The sequence below is a fragment of the Peribacillus sp. B65 genome, assembly GCF_058513295.1.
This window is the reverse complement of sequence record NZ_CP195840.1, coordinates 2,177,446-2,195,914: the sequence shown is the minus strand read 5'-3', so window position 1 is coordinate 2,195,914 and position 18,469 is coordinate 2,177,446. Positions and strand designations below refer to the sequence as shown.

The window sequence follows — 18,469 nt, the reverse complement described above, 5'->3', positions numbered from 1 at the left end:
AAAGAAAATAAGGGCAAGTACCAGCCATATATCTGAATCATCTGCGCTTACTATGAAAACATACTCTTCTTTCAAGGATTATTCAATAGGCTGTTTATTTGGTGTCCCTGGTTTTCTCGGGTACTTTTTAGGAGTCTTCTTCACTTTTTTTACAGTAATGATGTTTCTTTCACTATTTTCCTCTGGCAATGTGAAAGGATGAATTTCTTCGATTTCTCCGCCTAACGTAAAAATGGCCTTCTTCCCAGTGTCCATTTCATCTTGTGCACTAGCCGCTTTCATGGCAATGAAAGTCCCATCCGGTTTAACAAGCGGCAAACATAGTTCACTTAAAACGGACATCCTGGCTACCGCCCTCGCCATGACAATATCATAGGATTCGCGATGCTCCGGTTTTTGGGCGAAGGTTTCAGCCCGGTCATGATAGAAGGAAACTCCCTTTAATTGCAAGGAATCCGCAAGGTGATTCAAAAAAGAAATTCGCTTATTCAAGGAATCCACAATCGAGACGTGGATATCAGGGAAACAAATCTTCAATGGAATACTCGGAAATCCAGCTCCAGCCCCAACATCGCAAATTCGATATGATTTATTAAAGTCAAAATAGAAGGCTGCACTGATTGAATCATAAAAATGCTTCAGATAAACTTCTTCTTTATCAGTGATGGCTGTTAAGTTCATCTTTTCGTTCCATTCCACCAATAATCGATAATAAGTGTCAAACTGATCAAGCTGTTGAGGAGAAAGCTCGATTCCTTTCTCCAGCAGTGCTTGTTGGAACTGTTCAATATTCATGTCTGCTTCAATCCTTTTCGGGTATTTCCATTACTGAGATACTCTGGCGATCTTACCTTGTTCCAAATAAACAAGCAAAATGGAAACATCAGCGGGATTCACACCTGAAATTCTTGAAGCCTGAGCTACTGATAGCGGGTGGACCTGCTTTAATTTTTGACGTGCTTCCGTTGCAAGACCAGAAATTGCATCATAATCGATATTCTCTGGAATCTTTTTATTCTCCATTTTTTTCAGGCGATCGACTTGCTGCAAGGATTTTTCGATATATCCTTCATACTTGATCTGGATTTCGACCTGTTCCGTCACTTCATCGCTCAGTTCGACATCACTTGGCGCCAACTTCTGAATGTGGGAATAATCCATTTCAGGCCGTTTCAATAAATCAGAGGCACGGATTCCATCCTTCAACTCACTGCCGCCGCTTGCAGTAATGACTTCTTGAACCTCTTTGGTCGGTTTGATGAAGTTTGTTTTCAGTCGTTCCTTTTCCATTTCAACCGCTTCTTTTTTCATAAGGAAACGATTGTAGCGTTCTTCTTTGATCATCCCGATATTGAATCCAATTTCCGTTAAGCGTAAATCGGCATTATCATGGCGCAATAATAAACGGTATTCTGCACGTGAAGTCAGCAAACGGTATGGTTCATTCGTACCTTTCGTCACAAGGTCATCAATGAGAACACCAATATAGGCATCCGAACGGCTTAAAATCAGTTCTTCTTTACCCATTGCATTCAATCCTGCATTAATACCGGCCATCAACCCTTGTCCTGCTGCTTCCTCGTAGCCGGATGTCCCGTTAATTTGGCCAGCAGTATACAGATTTTTAATTTTCTTCGTTTCAAGTGTGGGCCATAGCTGCGTAGGAACGATAGCATCATATTCAATTGCATATCCAGCACGCATCATTTCCGCCTTTTCAAGTCCTGGAATTGTTTGCAGGATTTTCACTTGTACATCTTCAGGCAGACTGGTGGATAAACCTTGCACATAAACTTCCTTTGTATTACGGCCTTCAGGCTCCAGGAAGATCTGATGCCGTGGTTTATCATTAAAACGAACGACTTTATCTTCTATCGATGGACAATAACGCGGTCCGGTTCCTTTTATCATTCCGGAATACATTGGCGAACGGTGCAGATTTTCATCAATGAGCTGATGTGTCCCCTCATTCGTGTACGTTAACCAGCATGGCAATTGATCCGTTATGAACTTTGTCGTTTCATAAGAAAATGCGCGTGGCACTTCATCGCCAGGCTGAATTTCCGTTTTGCTGTAATCTATGGAAGAGCTATTCACACGTGGCGGCGTTCCTGTTTTAAAACGGACCAAGTCAAATCCTAACTGCTCTAAATGCTCAGAAAGCCTGATGGAAGGCTGCTGGTTATTTGGGCCGCTTGAATATTTCAATTCCCCTAAAATGATTTCACCGCGTAAATATGTTCCCGTCGTGATTACGACTGTTTTCGCACGGTAAACCGCGCCTGTTTTAGTGATGACACCCGTACATACGTCGTTTTCAACAATTAATTCCTCTACCATTCCTTGAATCAATGTCAAATTTTCTTGGTCTTCTATCGTCTTTTTCATTTCTTGTTGATAAAGAAATTTATCTGCCTGCGCCCGCAGCGCACGAACAGCCGGACCTTTTGCCGTATTGAGCATCCTCATTTGAATATGGGTCTTGTCGATATTTCTTCCCATTTCACCGCCTAAAGCGTCAATTTCCCTAACGACTATCCCTTTTGCCGGCCCGCCAACGGAGGGATTGCATGGCATAAAGGCGACCATATCCAAGTTAATGGTGATCATCAACGTTTTAGCTCCTACTCTTGCAGCTGCAAGGCCTGCCTCACTGCCAGCATGACCGGCACCAATAACAATGACATCATAGCTACCTGCTTCGTATTGCATATCCTTTTCCTCCTTTTACGCTTATTTTCCTAAACAAAATTGAGAGAACAATTGGTTGATCAAATTATCCTGAACGCTTTCGCCAATGATTTCTCCAAGTAACTCCCAAGCTTTCGTGAAATCGATTTGAACCAAATCAACAGGCGTACCCATTTCAATAGCATCGATTGCATCTTCGATAGACTGTAATGCCTGTCCAAGCAAAGCTATATGCCTGGCATTGGAAACATACGTCAGGTCTCCCGTTTCTAAAGAACCTTCAAAAAATAAAGAAGCGATGGCTTCTTCCAATTCATCGACTCCTCGATCCTCCAGTAATGAGGTGGAAACAACTTTATGGGATGCCGCCTTTTCCTTAACCTTTGCCATATCGATTTTTTGTGGAAGGTCGGTTTTATTGATGATAACGATAACATCCATACCCTCAACCGCTTGAAACAGTTTCTCATCTTCGGCAGTGAAATCATCCGAATAGTTCAATACAAGCAATATTAAATCAGCCTCTTTTAATACTGCACGAGACCGTTCAACTCCAATTCGTTCAACAATATCTTCCGTTTCGCGAATTCCTGCTGTATCGACAAGTTTAAGCGGTACACCGCGAACATTGACATACTCTTCAATTACGTCACGTGTTGTACCTGGAATATCAGTGACAATCGCTTTATTTTCATGAACTAAGCTGTTAAGCAAAGAAGATTTTCCGACATTAGGGCGCCCTATGATAACGGTCGCAAGCCCATCCCTAAGTATCTTGCCCTGTTGGGCCGTGTGAAGCAGCTTCTCTATTTCATTCTTCACATAACTGCCCTTTTCCAAAAATAAACGATGCGTCATTTCTTCGACATCATCATATTCCGGATAATCTATATTAACCTCGACTTGTGCGAGGGTCTGTAAAATTTCTTGTCGCAGGTTTTGGATTAATTTCGAAAGCCGGCCTTCCATTTGACCTAATGCAACATTCATCGCTTTATCCGTTTTAGCGCGGATTAAATCCATAACGGCCTCAGCTTGCGAAAGATCGATCCTGCCATTCAAAAAAGCACGTTTCGTGAATTCACCAGGTTCCGCTAAACGAGCACCTTGTGAGAGAATGAGCTGCAATACCCGATTGACCGAAACGATTCCACCGTGACAATTTATTTCAACTACATCTTCCCTTGTAAATGTCTTTGGACCCATCATGACCGAAACCATGACTTCCTCTATGATTTCACCTGTTTTAGGCTGGATAAGATGGCCATAATGAATCGTGTGTGATTTCACATCAAGCAATCCTTTTCCACCTGGCCCTTTAAAGATCCTGTCGGCTATTTCTATGGCCTCATCACCGCTGATCCTAACGATGGCGATTGCCCCTTCCCCTAAGGGAGTAGAGATAGCGGTGATTGTATCGAATTCCATGCTTTCACCTCTTATATATTGATGTTTCTATTTTTTATTCTGATAACAAAATCGTCGAATCCCTAAATTACTACAATACCATAGTATATAGATGAAAAAAAGTAGATACTCCTTCCTCTCGAGAGTTATCCACATGCCATTAATCCATATTCTGTAACATTCATTTTAACTTATCCACATGTGAATAACAAATATCGTCCGCATCCCTTTACGGATCAAGAATATATAGAGAAATATGTCACTTATTGTTGAATTGATACTTTGTAAAAAAATATTCGACACACATTGATAGCAGGCCTAAAAAAAAGAACCCCTGCTTAAAAGCAGAAGGTTCATTTAAGTGGAGTAATGACTAAGTGGCGATATGGTTCCGTCCCACTCGAAGTCGTTTTTATTTTTGGATAATCCAAGAGAGCATTATGGATGACCTTTCGTTCGTAGGATGGCATCGGCTCAAGTGAAACAGCTTTACCTGTTTTCAAGGCTTTATTTGCCATTCTTTCGGCCAATTGGATTAAGGTGTCATTGCGGCGATTTCGATAATCTTCTGCATCTACAGTAATATTCAAAAACTGCTTCGAATATCGATTTGCTACCAGCTGTGCTAAATACTGAAGTGAATTTAGTGTTTGACCCCTTTTTCCAATCAATAAGGCAATTTTATCACCTGATAAATGGAATGTTACATTCTTACCTTTACGGGTGACATCAATTTGTGCATTGACTCCCATTTCCACGCTGACATTCTTCAAAAATCCAAGTGTCTCTTCAATGGGATCCGGAGGCAACGTCACATGGACGATTGCCTTCCTTGCACCAAATAAACCAAAAAATCCTTTTTTGCCTTCATCTTCTATTTCAATCTCCACGCGATCCTTAGTGCTGTTCAATTGAGCTAAAGCTAAATTTACTGCTTCTTCGACAGATTGTCCTGTAGCAGTCACTTTTTTCACTTTTTCTTTGCCCCTCCCGCGTTTTCCGCAGCTGCTTTTCTAAGATCCGGACCTTTGATGAAATATGTTTGAACGATACCAAAAATGTTACCAACTACCCAGTAAAGAGAAAGAGCAGCGGGGAAATTAATAGCAAATACAACAATCATGATTGGCATGATGTAAAGCATCATCGTCATTTGTGCCGCCATTTGTGGATTGGAGTTCATTCCTACCATGGACATCTTTTGCTGGATGAAAGTCGTGATACCTGCAACGACCGGTAAAATATAATAAGGATCCGGGGAACCTAAATCAAACCAAAGAAAACTATGTAAAGCAATTTCTTCCGTACGGCTGATTGCATGGTAAAATCCGATCAAAATCGGCATTTGCACCAATATCGGCAAACATCCCGCCAATGGATTCACATTATATTTTGAAAATAGAGCCATTGTTTCTTGCTGTAGTTTTTGTTGTGTGGCAGCATCTTTTGAGCTGTATTTTGCTTGAAGTTCTTTCATTTCAGGCTGAATGGCCTGCATGGCTTTCGAGCTTTTCACCTGTTTAATCATTAATGGAAGTAACGCTAAGCGAATGATTAGTGTAACACCGATGATTCCCAAACCATAGTTCTCGCCAAATGCTTCAGAAAGCCAGATGATCAGGGCTGATAATGGATAGACAATGTATGAATTCCAAAAACCTTCACTATCCGCAGTAATAGGTTCTTTAATTTCCGTACACCCTGCTAACAACATCATTATCGAGGCTAGTCCAATAATGAGTAATATTCGTTTTTTCAACCGTAATTTCCTCCTAACTTCAATCAATCTTTTTTGAAACAATTGTGAACTGTTTGATAGAAGATTTCAAGGAAAAGTAATCCACTTTTTCCACAGTTACAATCGGGATTTTCTATGTCATCTTTCTCAAGTAACCACATGATCCGAGGAGTGCTTATTCGATATTAAGGGGACTTTATTGTTTTTTCATTTTAAAGTTTAGTGATTTAGAACGTTTAAGGACATGGATCAAGCTGCTTTTCACCTGGCTAAAGTCCATCTCCGCCGCTGGTTTTCGAGCAATCACAATATAATCCTTACCCTCTTCTATATCTTCTTTCAATTCCAAAAACGCTTGCCGTATGTATCTTTTGATTTGGTTCCTAACAACGGCGTTCCCGATTTTTTTACTGACTGAAAGGCCGATCCGAAAATAATCCTGACCTGGCTTTTCAAGGACATAGACAACGAATTGCCGATTAGCAGAAGATTCACCTTTTTTAAACACAAGCTGAAATTCGTCCTCTTTCTTAATCCTTAACTTTTTTTTCATTTTTACACCTTCATTACATGAATTGAGTCTCAGTAAATCCCTTATTTTGCGAAAAAAGACCACTGAGACTTTTCAGTGGTCTATGCAGATAATACTTTTCTGCCCTTACGGCGACGTGCAGCGATTACTCTACGTCCGTTTTTCGTGCTCATACGTGCACGGAAACCGTGAACTTTACTATGTTTGCGGTTATTCGGTTGATAAGTTCTTTTCATTATATGACACCTCCCTGAGGAATAACAGTTAAAGACAGTCTTTACAATTATATAGATGGAGGTTTCTACTTGTCAACCTCATCCATAAAAATATTTCTTTTTTAATGCTCAATGTCCAGTTGGCCTTTTTTTACTACCTAGCCTATTGTAAATGATTTTGCTCCGAACTGATATAGAAATTTTTGGGGAAAGGCAAATTTCCATCATTTTATCCATGAGCACAAATATGAGATTCGCAATGAATCCTTCCTTGATCGAAACAACATTCGACAAATAATAAGAATGGACGTGAATCATCTTTCGATCTGTCCCATGCAGTACTTTCGGCTTGAACAACTTCATTCAAAACAAATTAGTTCAGCCGATAATCACGGTCTGTGGATAAATTTCGACATGTTTTTTTCTATCCACATCCCATTTCATAGACTTTTGCACATAACAATGGCCTGTGGAAAAGTTTTTCCCACAAGCTCGGTAAGTTGTGGATAAAGTTTTCTAACCCATTGCAAGACGCCTGAATTTCTGATATTATATTTGTGTTTTCACTCTGAATAACTTTATCAACAGGTAAGGTTTATCCACAGACTGTGAATAACTTGTGGATAGTTTATCCGACCTGTGTATATTAATCTGTCCACAGATGGTGGATATTGTCGAAAACCCTTTTTTCTTCTTTATTATATATTTCTTAAAATACCTGTTGATGAATAAACATTCAAATCTACACTGGTTCACCAGATGTAGTCTGTACAAAGGTTGTACAGCGCAAGATATAGTTTTTAGGCACTTCATTACACAACACAAAAATCCCTTAATACAGCTCACCGAACCTTTGCTGTCAAAATTAATATAAAGACGGCAATCGATGAGTTTATTTGTGCCTATACATTTAGATACAATTATTAAAAATATTTTGCAAAGGAGGGATAAGTTTGGATAACATCGATAGCCTCTGGAACCAGGCGCTCGGAAAAATCGAAAAAAAAATCAGTAAACCAAGCTTTGAGACTTGGCTTAAATCAACCAAGGCCTATTTACTGCAAGGTGATACTTTAACAGTCACCGCTCCCAATGAATTTGCCAGGGATTGGCTTGAAGAACGCTATTCCCATCTTATTTCCGATGTATTGTTTGAACTTACCGGTGAGGAATTGGAAGCAAAATTCATCATTCCCCCCAATCAAGAAGATGATGATTTTACCGTTCCTGTTCAGCCTAAAAAGATAAAAAAGCAGGATAAAGAGCATGCTGCATTTCCACAGCATATGCTTAATGCGAAAAATACATTCGATACATTTGTCATCGGCTCCGGCAATCGTTTTGCCCATGCCGCGTCTCTCGCTGTCGCAGAAGCTCCGGCCAAAGCCTATAATCCCTTATTCATTTACGGGGGCGTCGGCCTTGGAAAAACTCATTTAATGCATGCAATCGGGCATTATGTTCTAGAGCATAATCCGAATGCGAAGGTCGTTTATTTATCGTCTGAAAAGTTCACGAATGAATTCATCAACTCGATCCGGGACAATAAAGCTGGGGAATTCCGTGATAGATATCGAAGCGTGGATGTTTTATTAATTGATGATATTCAATTCCTTGCGGGAAAAGAACAAACTCAAGAAGAGTTTTTCCATACATTCAATGCGTTGCATGAAGAAAGCAAACAAATCGTCATCTCGAGTGACCGCCCGCCAAAAGAGATACCTACTCTAGAGGATCGCCTCCGTTCAAGGTTTGAGTGGGGCTTGATCACGGATATCACGCCACCTGATCTAGAAACGCGGATTGCCATATTGCGTAAAAAGGCAAAAGCTGAGGGTCTTGATATCCCGAACGAAGTCATGCTCTATATCGCCAATCAAATCGATTCCAATATTCGTGAGCTTGAGGGTGCACTTATTCGTGTCGTCGCTTATTCTTCATTGATTAATAAGGATATAAATGCCGATTTGGCAGCTGAAGCATTAAAAGATATCATCCCTAGCTCAAAACCTAAAATAATCACCATCTTGGAAATCCAGAAAACGGTCGGTGAACATTATAGTGTCAAACTTGAGGATTTCAAGGCGAAAAAACGGACTAAATCCGTGGCCTTTCCGAGACAGATCGCCATGTATCTTTCCAGGGAGTTGACGGACTCATCCCTGCCCAAGATAGGTGATGAATTTGGAGGTCGCGATCATACGACCGTTATCCATGCGCATGAAAAAATCTCCAAACTCATGCAAACGGACACCCAGCTTCAACGTCAGGTTAAAGAAATCCAGGACCAGCTGAGGGTATAATGGATTCTGGATAATGTGAATAACTGACGACTACTTACACACAGTCTGTCCACATGTGGATAGACTGTTTTTCCTTAGGTTGACTGGACTTATCCACATATCAACAGGCCCTACTACTATTACTACTATCTTTTTTAATAAAAATTATTAATAAATATGCCTATTCGGCAATAAAAAATTGGAGGATGAAACATGAGATTTATAATCCAAAGAGATCGATTAGTTCATAGTGTCCAAGAAGTAATGAAAGCAGTCACATCAAGGACGACGATTCCGATTCTAACGGGGATAAAAATAAGCGTTACTAGTGAGGGTGTCACTCTAACAGGAAGTGATTCTGATATCTCCATCCAATCATTCATTCCTGCTGAGGTTGACGGAGATGAAATCGTTGAAGTTAAAAGCAGCGGCGGTATTGTCCTGAATGCCCGTTTTTTCAGTGAAATTGTCAAAAAGCTGCCGATGGATACTGTAGAAATTGAAGTGGAGAACAACTTCCAAACGATTATTCGCTCTGGAAAAGCTGAGTTTAATCTAAATGGACTGGATCCTGAGGAATATCCACATCTTCCGATCATTGAAGAAGAAAATATTTTCAAACTTCCAACTGACCTTTTAAAGACCCTTATCAGACAAACTGGCTTTGCAGTGTCCACGTCAGAAACACGCCCCATCTTAACAGGTGTAAACTTGAAGGTTCAAGATGACGAATTGACCTGTATTGCAACAGATAGTCATAGGCTTGCAATGAGGACAGCCAAAATAGAAAATAAAATTAACGGGACCTATAGCGTTGTCATCCCAGGTAAAAGTTTGAATGAGTTAAGTAAGATCCTTGATGATACAAACGAACTCATTGAAATCGTCATTACCGAAAACCAAGTACTTTTCAAAGCTGAAAATTTATTATTCTTCTCAAGACTTCTTGAAGGGAATTACCCTGATACATCACGCTTGATTCCATCAGATAGCAAAACCGATGTGACTGTTCACACCAAGGATTTCCTGCAAGCGATCGACAGGGCTTCTTTATTGGCGAGAGAAGGAAGAAATAATGTCGTCAAATTGACAACCCTGGAAGGTCGTATCATCGAAGTCTCTTCCAATACTCCTGAAATTGGTAAAGTAATTGAAGAGGTTCAGGCAGAAGCCATTGAAGGTGAAGACCTGAAAATCTCATTCAGTGCCAAATTTGTAATGGATGCTCTAAAGGCATTGGAAGGTTCCGATATAAAAATTAATTTCACAGGGGCAATGCGTCCGTTTGTCATTCGTCCGCTACATGATGATTCCATGCTGCAATTAATTCTCCCAGTAAGAACTTATTAAGCTAAAATAATATTTCAAAAAAATTAAAGGCTTGTATAGCAGGTCTTTAATTTTTTTATATTTAAACATAGGTTTCCAAAGGGTTCTTGGCTTTTTTTTAATGCTGTACGGAACGGTGAATCGCTAAAAATAAGAACTGAAAAAGCTATACTTTGTCTTAATGGGATTAATTTAGTAAAATGAAATATTAAAGACTACTTAGAAATGAGTGAGGCATGAAATGGACTCCATAAAAATCAATACTGAATATATTACGCTTGGACAATTCCTGAAATTGGCCGATTTAATCCAAAGCGGCGGAATGGCGAAATGGTTCTTAAGTGAATACGAGGTTTACATTAATGGCGAATTAGACGTGAGAAGAGGCAGAAAATTAAGATCAGGTGATAAAATAGAGATTCCTGGATTTGGCACCTACACAATTACAAGCTAAAACATAAGGGAAGAGCGGAATATGTATATTGAAAATATAAGTTTGAAAAATTACCGCAACTATACCGAATTGAATCTGACTTTTGAGAATAAAGTCAATGTAATCCTCGGCGAAAATGCTCAAGGAAAAACAAATGTCATGGAATCTATTTTTGTTTTAGCAATGGCAAAATCTCATCGCACCTCAAATGATAAAGAACTTATTCGCTGGGATGAAGAGTATGCTAAAATAGAGGGAAGAGTTAGAAAGAGAAATACCTCAATACCACTTGAGCTGACCATTTCAAAAAAAGGGAAAAAGGCGAAGTGCAACCATATTGAACAAAGAAAGTTAAGTCAATATGTCGGAAATATGAATGTGGTCATGTTTGCGCCTGAGGATCTAAACCTTGTAAAGGGAAGTCCTCTAGTCAGACGCCGTTTTATAGATATGGAAATTGGCCAGGTTTCTCCCGTATACCTTCATGATATGAGCCAATATCATAAAATACTTCAACAAAGAAATCATTACTTAAAGCTTCTGCAGACCCGAAAACAAACGGATACGACGATGCTTGACGTGCTGACCGATCAATTTATTCAGTATGCAGCGAAAATTGTCGAAAGAAGATACGAGTTTCTTTTAAAGCTCCAGCAATGGGCAGAGCCGATTCATTCGGGGATCTCCAGAAATCTAGAAGTATTGAAAATCCAATATAAACCGTCGCTTGATGTATCAGAATCTATGGATTTGACGAAAATGATAGAAGTATACACAGAAAAATTTGATAAAATAAAAACAAGGGAAATTGAACGGGGTGTAACACTGGTAGGTCCTCATCGTGACGACCTGGTTTTTTTTGTGAATGACCGGGATGTCCAGACATACGGTTCACAAGGACAACAGCGAACGACAGCCCTGTCTTTGAAACTTGCCGAAATTGAGCTGATCCATGAAGAAATCGGCGAGTATCCCATTTTATTATTGGATGATGTGTTATCGGAACTTGACGATTTCCGCCAATCCCATTTACTGAATACAATACAAGGGAAAGTGCAAACATTCGTGACGACACCCTCCGTTGATGGAATCGATCATCAAACCCTAAGAGAAGCGTCCACCTTTTATGTTAGTCAAGGAAGTATAAAAAAGGTTAAATGATGAGGTGAATGTATGTATCTCCATATTGGTGAAGACATTCTTGTGAAAACGGACGATGTCATAGCCATTTTAGATAAGAAGCTGCTTCAGGCCTCTCCAATCATGAGTGAATTTTTGGAGAAAAAGTCTGATGTAACTTACCATTTAGCAAAAAACTCGGTTAAATCGATTGTAGTGACGGACAAACAGGTATATTATTCACCGCTTGCGTCGTCCACTTTGAAAAAGCGTTCACTGCAGCCATCGCTCTTAATCGATGATATAGATATTCTTTGAATTGTAGCTAAACGTATAATTACTCCTGAAAATTGATAAATGCCAAAAGAAAAGTGTAGGTGATACGTATGACAATGGAACAAAAAGAAGTACAAGCTCAGGCATACGATGAGAATCAGATACAGGTTTTAGAAGGCTTAGAAGCAGTTCGTAAACGTCCGGGGATGTATATCGGCACTACCTCTGCAAAAGGACTTCACCATCTTGTTTGGGAAATTGTCGATAATAGTATTGATGAGGCACTGGCTGGTTTCTGTACGGAAATCAAAGTGACGATCGAAGAAGACAATAGCATAACCGTAGTCGATAATGGTCGGGGAATTCCAGTGGGGATCCATGAAAAAATGGGACGCCCAGCTGTAGAAGTAATCATGACGGTCCTTCATGCGGGCGGTAAATTTGGCGGCGGAGGTTATAAGGTCTCCGGCGGTCTGCATGGTGTGGGGGCATCAGTAGTTAATGCCTTATCCACGGTATTGGAAGTTTACGTTCATCGTGAAGGTAAAATCCATTATCAGCAATTTAACCGCGGTATCCCAAAGGAAGATTTGAAAATCATCGGGGAAACCGATCATACAGGAACGACTGTACACTTCATTCCTGATGGTGAAATCTTCATGGATACCTTGGAATATGACTTTGATACATTAGCCACACGAATCCGTGAGCTTGCATTCCTGAATAAAGGGTTGAAGCTGATCATTGAAGATAAACGTGAAGAAGAAGAAAAAATCAGGGAGTTCCACTATGAGGGCGGTATCAAATCTTATGTTGAGCATTTGAACCGTTCTAAAGAGGTATTGCATGAGGAACCGATTTTCATGGAAGGCGAGAAAGATGGAATTTCCGTTGAATTGGCTTTGCAATATAATGACAGCTATATCAGCAATGTCTTTTCTTTTGCCAATAATATTCATACCTATGAAGGCGGTACACATGAATCGGGATTCAAGACTGCTTTGACCCGTGTCATCAATGATTATGCACGGAAAAATGGTCTTTTAAAAGAAGCGGATGCCAATTTCTCAGGTGAAGATGTCCGGGAAGGTTTAACGGCAATCATTTCGATTAAGCATCCTGATCCGCAATTTGAAGGTCAGACGAAAACCAAACTCGGAAACTCTGAGGTAAGAACGGTTACTGATTCCATTCTTTCGGAACGACTTGATGCCTTCTTATACGAAAATCCTGCCGTGGCCCGAAAAATAGTAGATAAAGGGCAAATGGCAGCGAGAGCCCGAATGGCTGCGAAGAAAGCACGTGAATTGACCCGGAGGAAAAGTGCTTTGGAAGTATCCAATCTACCAGGTAAATTGGCAGATTGTTCTTCTAAGGACCCGAGTATCAGCGAATTATACATCGTTGAAGGAAACTCTGCGGGAGGATCGGCAAAACAAGGGCGGGACCGCCATTTCCAAGCTATCTTGCCGCTAAGGGGTAAAATCCTGAATGTTGAAAAAGCGCGATTGGACAGAATCCTGCATAATGAAGAAATAGGTACGATCATCACAGCACTTGGAACAGGCATTGGTGATGAATTCAATACTGAAAAAGCCAGATACCATAAAATTGTTATCATGACCGATGCGGATGTGGATGGTGCCCATATCAGAACACTGATGTTGACATTCTTCTACCGGTATATGCGAAAAATCATCGAGTATGGATATATATATATTGCTCAGCCGCCACTTTTCAAGATTCAGCAAGGGAAAAAAGTGGATTATGCTTATAATGACCGCGAGCTTGAAGAAATCATGGCAAGTTTGCCAAGTACTCCAAAGCCTAACCTGCAGCGTTATAAAGGGCTGGGGGAAATGAATCCGGAGCAATTGTGGGAAACGACCATGAACCCAGAAACGAGAACGCTGCTTCAAGTCAGTTTGAAAGATGCCGCCGAGGCAGATGAAACTTTCGAGATGCTGATGGGCGACAAGGTCGAGCCGCGACGTAACTTCATTGAAGAAAATGCAATTTATGTAAAAAATCTTGATATCTGATTTTTTGACAGGATGCTTTTTACATCCTGTTCTTTACATAGTGCACGAACAGTTAAATTTAAATGAGAGTATAAGCTTTTAATAGGAGGTTGGCTCCATGTCAGAAAATGAAAGATCAGGTGTTAAAGAAATAAATATAAGTACCGAGATGCGGACATCGTTTTTGGATTATGCGATGAGCGTTATCGTGTCGCGGGCTTTGCCTGATGTAAGGGACGGTTTGAAACCGGTACACCGAAGAATTCTTTATGCAATGAACGATCTTGGAATGACTTCGGATAAACCATTTAAGAAATCAGCCCGTATTGTCGGGGAAGTCATCGGTAAATATCACCCGCATGGTGATTCGGCAGTATATGAAACGATGGTACGGATGGCGCAGCCTTTTAACTATCGCTATATGCTTGTAGATGGACATGGGAATTTCGGTTCGGTCGATGGTGACCAAGCTGCCGCAATGAGGTACACCGAAGCGAGAATGTCGAAAATCTCGATGGAGTTACTCCGCGATTTAAATAAAGATACGGTCAATTTCCAGGATAACTACGATGGTTCAGAAAGAGAACCAGCCGTCATGCCTGCCCGTTTCCCGAACTTGTTGGTGAATGGTTCATCAGGAATAGCGGTAGGAATGGCAACCAATATTCCGCCCCATCAATTAGGTGAGGTAATTGACGGCGTATTGGCTTTAAGCAAGAATCCTGAAATTACAATTCCAGAGTTGATGGAATATATCCCTGGGCCGGACTTTCCGACAGCCGGTTTGATTTTAGGACGAAGCGGAATCAGAAAGGCCTATGAAACCGGAAAAGGATCAATCATTCAACGGGCGAAAGTCGAGATTGAAGAGAAACCGAATGGTAAGCAGGTAATCCTTGTTAAGGAAATCCCTTATCAAGTGAATAAAGCAAGATTGATTGAAAAAATTGCAGAACTTGCCCGAGATAAGAAAATCGAAGGCATTACCGACTTACGCGATGAATCGGATCGCAATGGCATGCGTATCGTCATGGAGCTTCGAAAGGATGTTAATGCGAATGTCCTTTTAAACAACCTGTATAAGCATACTGCGATGCAGACCACCTTCGGAATCAATTTGCTTGCTTTGGTGGACGGTCAGCCTAAAGTGCTGAATTTAAAACAATGCCTACGCTACTACTTGGAGCATCAGCAGGTAGTCATACGGCGCAGGACTGAGTTTGAATTACGGAAAGCGGAAGCCCGCGCCCATATTTTAGAAGGTTTGCGCATTGCACTTGATAATTTGGACGCAGTCATTTCGTTGATCCGCAGTTCCCAAACGACAGACATTGCCCGTGAAGGCTTAATGACACAATTCTCACTTTCCGAAAAACAGGCGCAAGCTATCCTGGATATGCGTTTACAGCGCTTGACAGGTCTGGAACGTGAAAAAATTGAAGATGAATACCAGGCATTAATGGCTATAATTGCAGAATATAAAGCGATTCTTGCTGATGAGGAAAAGGTTCTTGAAATTATCCGTGAAGAACTTCTTGAAATTAAAGAACGTTTTGATGATAAACGGAGAACTGAAATCACATTAGCCGGGTTTGAAAGCCTGGAAGATGAAGATTTAATCCCAGAGGAAAATATAATCGTGACACTTACGCATAACGGTTATATTAAACGCTTGCCTGCAACCACATACCGCAGTCAAAAACGCGGGGGGCGCGGAATACAGGGTATGGGCACGAATACAGATGACTTTGTCGGTCACTTGTTAACCACTTCGACTCATGACACTCTATTATTCTTCACCAACAAAGGTAAGGTCTATCGTTCCAAAGGTTATGAAATACCTGAATATGGAAGGACGGCAAAAGGATTGCCGCTTATCAACCTGTTGGAAGTCGATAAAGGTGAGTGGGTCAATGCAATCATACCGGTGAAGGAATTTGCGGACGATTGGTATTTATTCTTCACGACCAGACATGGGATATCGAAGCGTACACCTTTATCGTCTTTTGCAAATATCCGTAATAATGGTTTAATTGCCCTAGGCTTACGTGAAGATGATGAATTGATTTCTGTCCGTCTTACGAATGGAGAGAAACAGATCATAATTGGAACGAAAGCCGGGATGATGATCCGTTTCCCTGAGACGGATGTACGGACAATGGGACGTACTGCGGCGGGAGTGAAAGGGATTTCCTTAGGGACGAATGATGAAGTTGTCGGAATGGAAATTCTTGAAGATGATGAAGAAGTCCTGATCGTTACGAAAAACGGCTATGGAAAACGGACCTCTGCGGAAGAATACCGTATTCAAAGCCGTGGAGGAAAAGGAATAAAAACATGTAATGTCACTGAGAAAAATGGTGAACTTATAGCCGTGAAAACAGTTACGGGTGTAGAGGAAGATTTAATGCTGATTACAGCAGCTGGTGTATTGATCCGAATGGAAGTCGAAGGCATTTCTAAAACGGGCCGTAATACACAGGGTGTTAAGCTCATCCGACTCGAATCCGCAGATAATGAATATGTTTCTACGGTGGCCATCGTAGGAAGGGAAGAAGAAGAAGAAAAAGACATGGATATAGAGGCGGTAACAAATCTAGATCCGGATTCTGATCCTGAACCTACCGTAATTGAAGAAAATGAAGAAACTGAAAAAGATACGGAAGAATAATCTTTTCATAAAAAAAGGGGTTCGGAATTTTAATTCTGAACCCCTTTTGAAATTCCCTTTGAATTTTAAGTCAAAGGGTTCTATCAAAAGTTAAAACAAAGTTGATTGGAGCGGGACTCCTGCGGGAAAGCGAGTACCTGTAGAGGAAATCAATGCTCAAATTGTATAGACCGTAAAAAAACTGTAGACCCAGCAATTTTTCTGGGTCTTTTTTTTGCGCATTAGCGGATTTCAAAATGATAATGTGGGTAAAAAGACTCGTTAGTTTTGCATAAACTTGCTAATAAATTGAATTTTTTTAGGTGTTTAATCATAATAAAGATAGTTTTTACCATGTTTTTCAAGTAAAATGATACTCATTATTACTACCGAGGTGAAACGTTTTGCTAGTGAAAACTCGCTATTTAATTGAAGGCTGCATCCTCTCGAAAGAAATTAGAGGTCTTTCGAACCACCCCATTATGTATGAAAAAACAATATTGACCAAGCGATTGATTGGGCTTTGCAAGCCTTTTTAATAACAGAGGTAAGCGTTGAAAAAACTTTGATTGATGGAAAGAAATTTCTGCCGAAAGAAGTAATGGATCCAGAATTGGATGAAATCGAAGAGTCATTGGATTTTACGGATTTGTATCTTAAGTCAGTAGAAACATATAAACGATTATTTAAAAATTGGCAGGCGGGCAGTAAAGTCGAGGTGGCCATGATTCGTTTAATCATGATTCCCCTTATGGATAAGGCTTTAGAGGAACCAGGAAACATTTTGATGCTGCACCACTATTGCACTAAAGAAGAATATGTATATCATCATGCCATTTCCATTGGATTGATAGGAGGATATATTGCATATAAAATGAAATGCAATAGGGCTGATGTCTACCAAGCGGCAATTGGCGGATGTCTGGCAGATTGCGGGATGGCAAAGCTGTCACCAAGGTTATTAAATAAAACGGAAAGCCTGACAGCGGATGATTATGAGGAGATACATGCTCATCCTATTTTCAGCTATAAGATGATTAAAGATAGTTCAAGCATAAAGGATAGTGTGAAGTTAGCCGTTCTAGAGCATCATGGAAGGTTAGATGGAACGGGTTATCCCAAAAGATTGAAAACAAAGCCCATGAATCTATTCTCAAAAATCATTGCTGTTGCAGATGTATTTCACGCCATGACTTCCGAAAGGACATATAGAAAGAAACAATCACCGTTTAAGGTATTGGAGATGATCTTACATGATGACTTTGGTAAATTCGATATTGGGGTAGTTAAAACCTTGTTATCAAGCTACGCTAATTTTTCCATGGGAAGCATGGTCAAACTGAACAATGGATTCATTGCTGAAATCATTTTCATTGATGCCGTCTCGCAAACAAGACCGGTCATAAAGGTGATGGATAGTGGACAAATTATCAATTTAGGGATTAATCGCGAATTATATATAGAAGAAATACTATAAAGTTCAAAGAAAAAGTTTACTCTTAAAATGTATGTTTTTTCTTCGTGATTAGGTGTACAGTCATAGGATTTGAAATCTATGAATTCATGTATATTATTTATTTTAAAATAACTATTGCTTTTATTCCTGATACTAGATATAATAACTAAGTCGACAGCGAAAGAAAAAAAGTTGTTGACAAAAAATAATATAGTTGATATATTATTAAAGTCGTTTCCAAACGAACGACGATAAATTGCTCTTTGAAAACTGAACAAAACAAAGCGCCAACGTTAAATTTTAAGTGAGCACACACTATC

The 18,469-nt window shown here is 40.1% G+C and carries 15 protein-coding genes; 8 read left to right on the top strand and 7 right to left on the bottom strand.

Translation table 11 applies throughout. The features are described 5' to 3' along the window. Positions 1–78: 78 nt before the first annotated feature. The 7 genes from rsmG to rpmH all read right to left on the bottom strand — a co-directional run bounded on the left by rsmG (position 79) and on the right by rpmH (position 6,604). A complete protein-coding gene (gene rsmG / locus ACSR9O_RS10770; RefSeq protein ID WP_101223977.1) occupies positions 79–795 on the bottom strand; it encodes a 16S rRNA (guanine(527)-N(7))-methyltransferase RsmG in 717 nt (238 codons plus the stop codon). A gap of 30 nt (positions 796–825) precedes the next feature. Beyond that, positions 826–2,712 carry a tRNA uridine-5-carboxymethylaminomethyl(34) synthesis enzyme MnmG gene (gene mnmG, locus ACSR9O_RS10765; RefSeq protein ID WP_101223978.1) on the bottom strand — a complete coding sequence of 629 codons (1,887 nt, stop codon included), beginning with the start codon at positions 2,710–2,712 and terminating at the stop codon, positions 826–828. Positions 2,713–2,733: 21 nt separating this feature from the next. Further along, a complete protein-coding gene (gene mnmE / locus ACSR9O_RS10760) occupies positions 2,734–4,119 on the bottom strand; it encodes a tRNA uridine-5-carboxymethylaminomethyl(34) synthesis GTPase MnmE (RefSeq protein WP_101223979.1) in 1,386 nt (461 codons plus the stop codon). A gap of 332 nt (positions 4,120–4,451) precedes the next feature. Continuing rightward, the gene (gene jag / locus ACSR9O_RS10755) at positions 4,452–5,072 is read right to left on the bottom strand and encodes an RNA-binding cell elongation regulator Jag/EloR (RefSeq protein WP_101223980.1); all 621 of its coding nucleotides are present in this window, start codon (positions 5,070–5,072) and stop codon (positions 4,452–4,454) included. After that, complete coding sequence (gene spoIIIJ, locus ACSR9O_RS10750; protein ID WP_048687953.1) at positions 5,069–5,857, bottom strand: YidC family membrane integrase SpoIIIJ; 789 nt, start codon at positions 5,855–5,857, stop codon at positions 5,069–5,071. The genes jag and spoIIIJ overlap by 4 nt, the downstream gene beginning before the upstream one ends. A gap of 175 nt (positions 5,858–6,032) precedes the next feature. Beyond that, positions 6,033–6,389, bottom strand: a complete 357-nt coding sequence (gene rnpA / locus ACSR9O_RS10745) for a ribonuclease P protein component (protein WP_101223981.1) — start codon at positions 6,387–6,389, stop codon at positions 6,033–6,035. 80 nt (positions 6,390–6,469) lie between these two features. Next, complete coding sequence (gene rpmH, locus ACSR9O_RS10740) at positions 6,470–6,604, bottom strand: 50S ribosomal protein L34 (RefSeq protein ID WP_034316183.1); 135 nt, start codon at positions 6,602–6,604, stop codon at positions 6,470–6,472. 932 nt (positions 6,605–7,536) lie between these two features. Here rpmH and dnaA point away from each other — a divergent pair. From dnaA to ACSR9O_RS10700, 8 genes are all read left to right on the top strand, one after another. Continuing rightward, positions 7,537–8,886, top strand: a complete 1,350-nt coding sequence (gene dnaA, locus ACSR9O_RS10735; RefSeq protein WP_057914144.1) for a chromosomal replication initiator protein DnaA — start codon at positions 7,537–7,539, stop codon at positions 8,884–8,886. Positions 8,887–9,078: 192 nt separating this feature from the next. After that, a complete protein-coding gene (gene dnaN, locus ACSR9O_RS10730) occupies positions 9,079–10,215 on the top strand; it encodes a DNA polymerase III subunit beta (protein ID WP_101223982.1) in 1,137 nt (378 codons plus the stop codon). A gap of 220 nt (positions 10,216–10,435) precedes the next feature. Further along, positions 10,436–10,648, top strand: a complete 213-nt coding sequence (yaaA, locus tag ACSR9O_RS10725; protein WP_034316192.1) for a S4 domain-containing protein YaaA — start codon at positions 10,436–10,438, stop codon at positions 10,646–10,648. Between the two features lie 21 nt (positions 10,649–10,669). Beyond that, positions 10,670–11,788: a DNA replication/repair protein RecF gene (recF, locus tag ACSR9O_RS10720; RefSeq protein WP_048687943.1), complete on the top strand. Its 1,119-nt coding sequence runs from the start codon at positions 10,670–10,672 to the stop codon at positions 11,786–11,788. Between the two features lie 12 nt (positions 11,789–11,800). Beyond that, on the top strand, positions 11,801–12,064 hold the full coding sequence (gene remB, locus ACSR9O_RS10715; RefSeq protein WP_101223983.1) for an extracellular matrix regulator RemB: 264 nt from the start codon (positions 11,801–11,803) through the stop codon (positions 12,062–12,064). Positions 12,065–12,138: 74 nt separating this feature from the next. Beyond that, positions 12,139–14,064, top strand: a complete 1,926-nt coding sequence (gene gyrB, locus ACSR9O_RS10710) for a DNA topoisomerase (ATP-hydrolyzing) subunit B (protein ID WP_491725461.1) — start codon at positions 12,139–12,141, stop codon at positions 14,062–14,064. Between the two features lie 97 nt (positions 14,065–14,161). After that, positions 14,162–16,714, top strand: a complete 2,553-nt coding sequence (gyrA, locus tag ACSR9O_RS10705; protein WP_491724372.1) for a DNA gyrase subunit A — start codon at positions 14,162–14,164, stop codon at positions 16,712–16,714. Between the two features lie 544 nt (positions 16,715–17,258). Then, complete coding sequence (locus ACSR9O_RS10700) at positions 17,259–18,170, top strand: HD-GYP domain-containing protein (protein WP_491724371.1); 912 nt, start codon at positions 17,259–17,261, stop codon at positions 18,168–18,170. The last annotated feature ends 299 nt before the right edge of the window (positions 18,171–18,469 follow it).

Excerpts from the sequence above, each read along its gene's own strand:
- rsmG (WP_101223977.1), bottom strand. The coding sequence starts at position 795 with ATGAATATTGAACAGTTCCAACAAGCACTGCTGGAGAAAGGAATCGAG.
- mnmG (WP_101223978.1), bottom strand. The coding sequence starts at position 2,712 with ATGCAATACGAAGCAGGTAGCTATGATGTCATTGTTATTGGTGCCGGT.
- mnmE (WP_101223979.1), bottom strand. The coding sequence starts at position 4,119 with ATGGAATTCGATACAATCACCGCTATCTCTACTCCCTTAGGGGAAGGG.
- rnpA (WP_101223981.1), bottom strand. The coding sequence starts at position 6,389 with ATGAAAAAAAAGTTAAGGATTAAGAAAGAGGACGAATTTCAGCTTGTG.
- rpmH (WP_034316183.1), bottom strand. The coding sequence starts at position 6,604 with ATGAAAAGAACTTATCAACCGAATAACCGCAAACATAGTAAAGTTCAC.
- dnaN (WP_101223982.1), top strand. The coding sequence starts at position 9,079 with ATGAGATTTATAATCCAAAGAGATCGATTAGTTCATAGTGTCCAAGAA.
- yaaA (WP_034316192.1), top strand. The coding sequence starts at position 10,436 with ATGGACTCCATAAAAATCAATACTGAATATATTACGCTTGGACAATTC.
- recF (WP_048687943.1), top strand. The coding sequence starts at position 10,670 with ATGTATATTGAAAATATAAGTTTGAAAAATTACCGCAACTATACCGAA.
- remB (WP_101223983.1), top strand. The coding sequence starts at position 11,801 with ATGTATCTCCATATTGGTGAAGACATTCTTGTGAAAACGGACGATGTC.
- gyrB (WP_491725461.1), top strand. The coding sequence starts at position 12,139 with ATGGAACAAAAAGAAGTACAAGCTCAGGCATACGATGAGAATCAGATA.
- gyrA (WP_491724372.1), top strand. The coding sequence starts at position 14,162 with ATGTCAGAAAATGAAAGATCAGGTGTTAAAGAAATAAATATAAGTACC.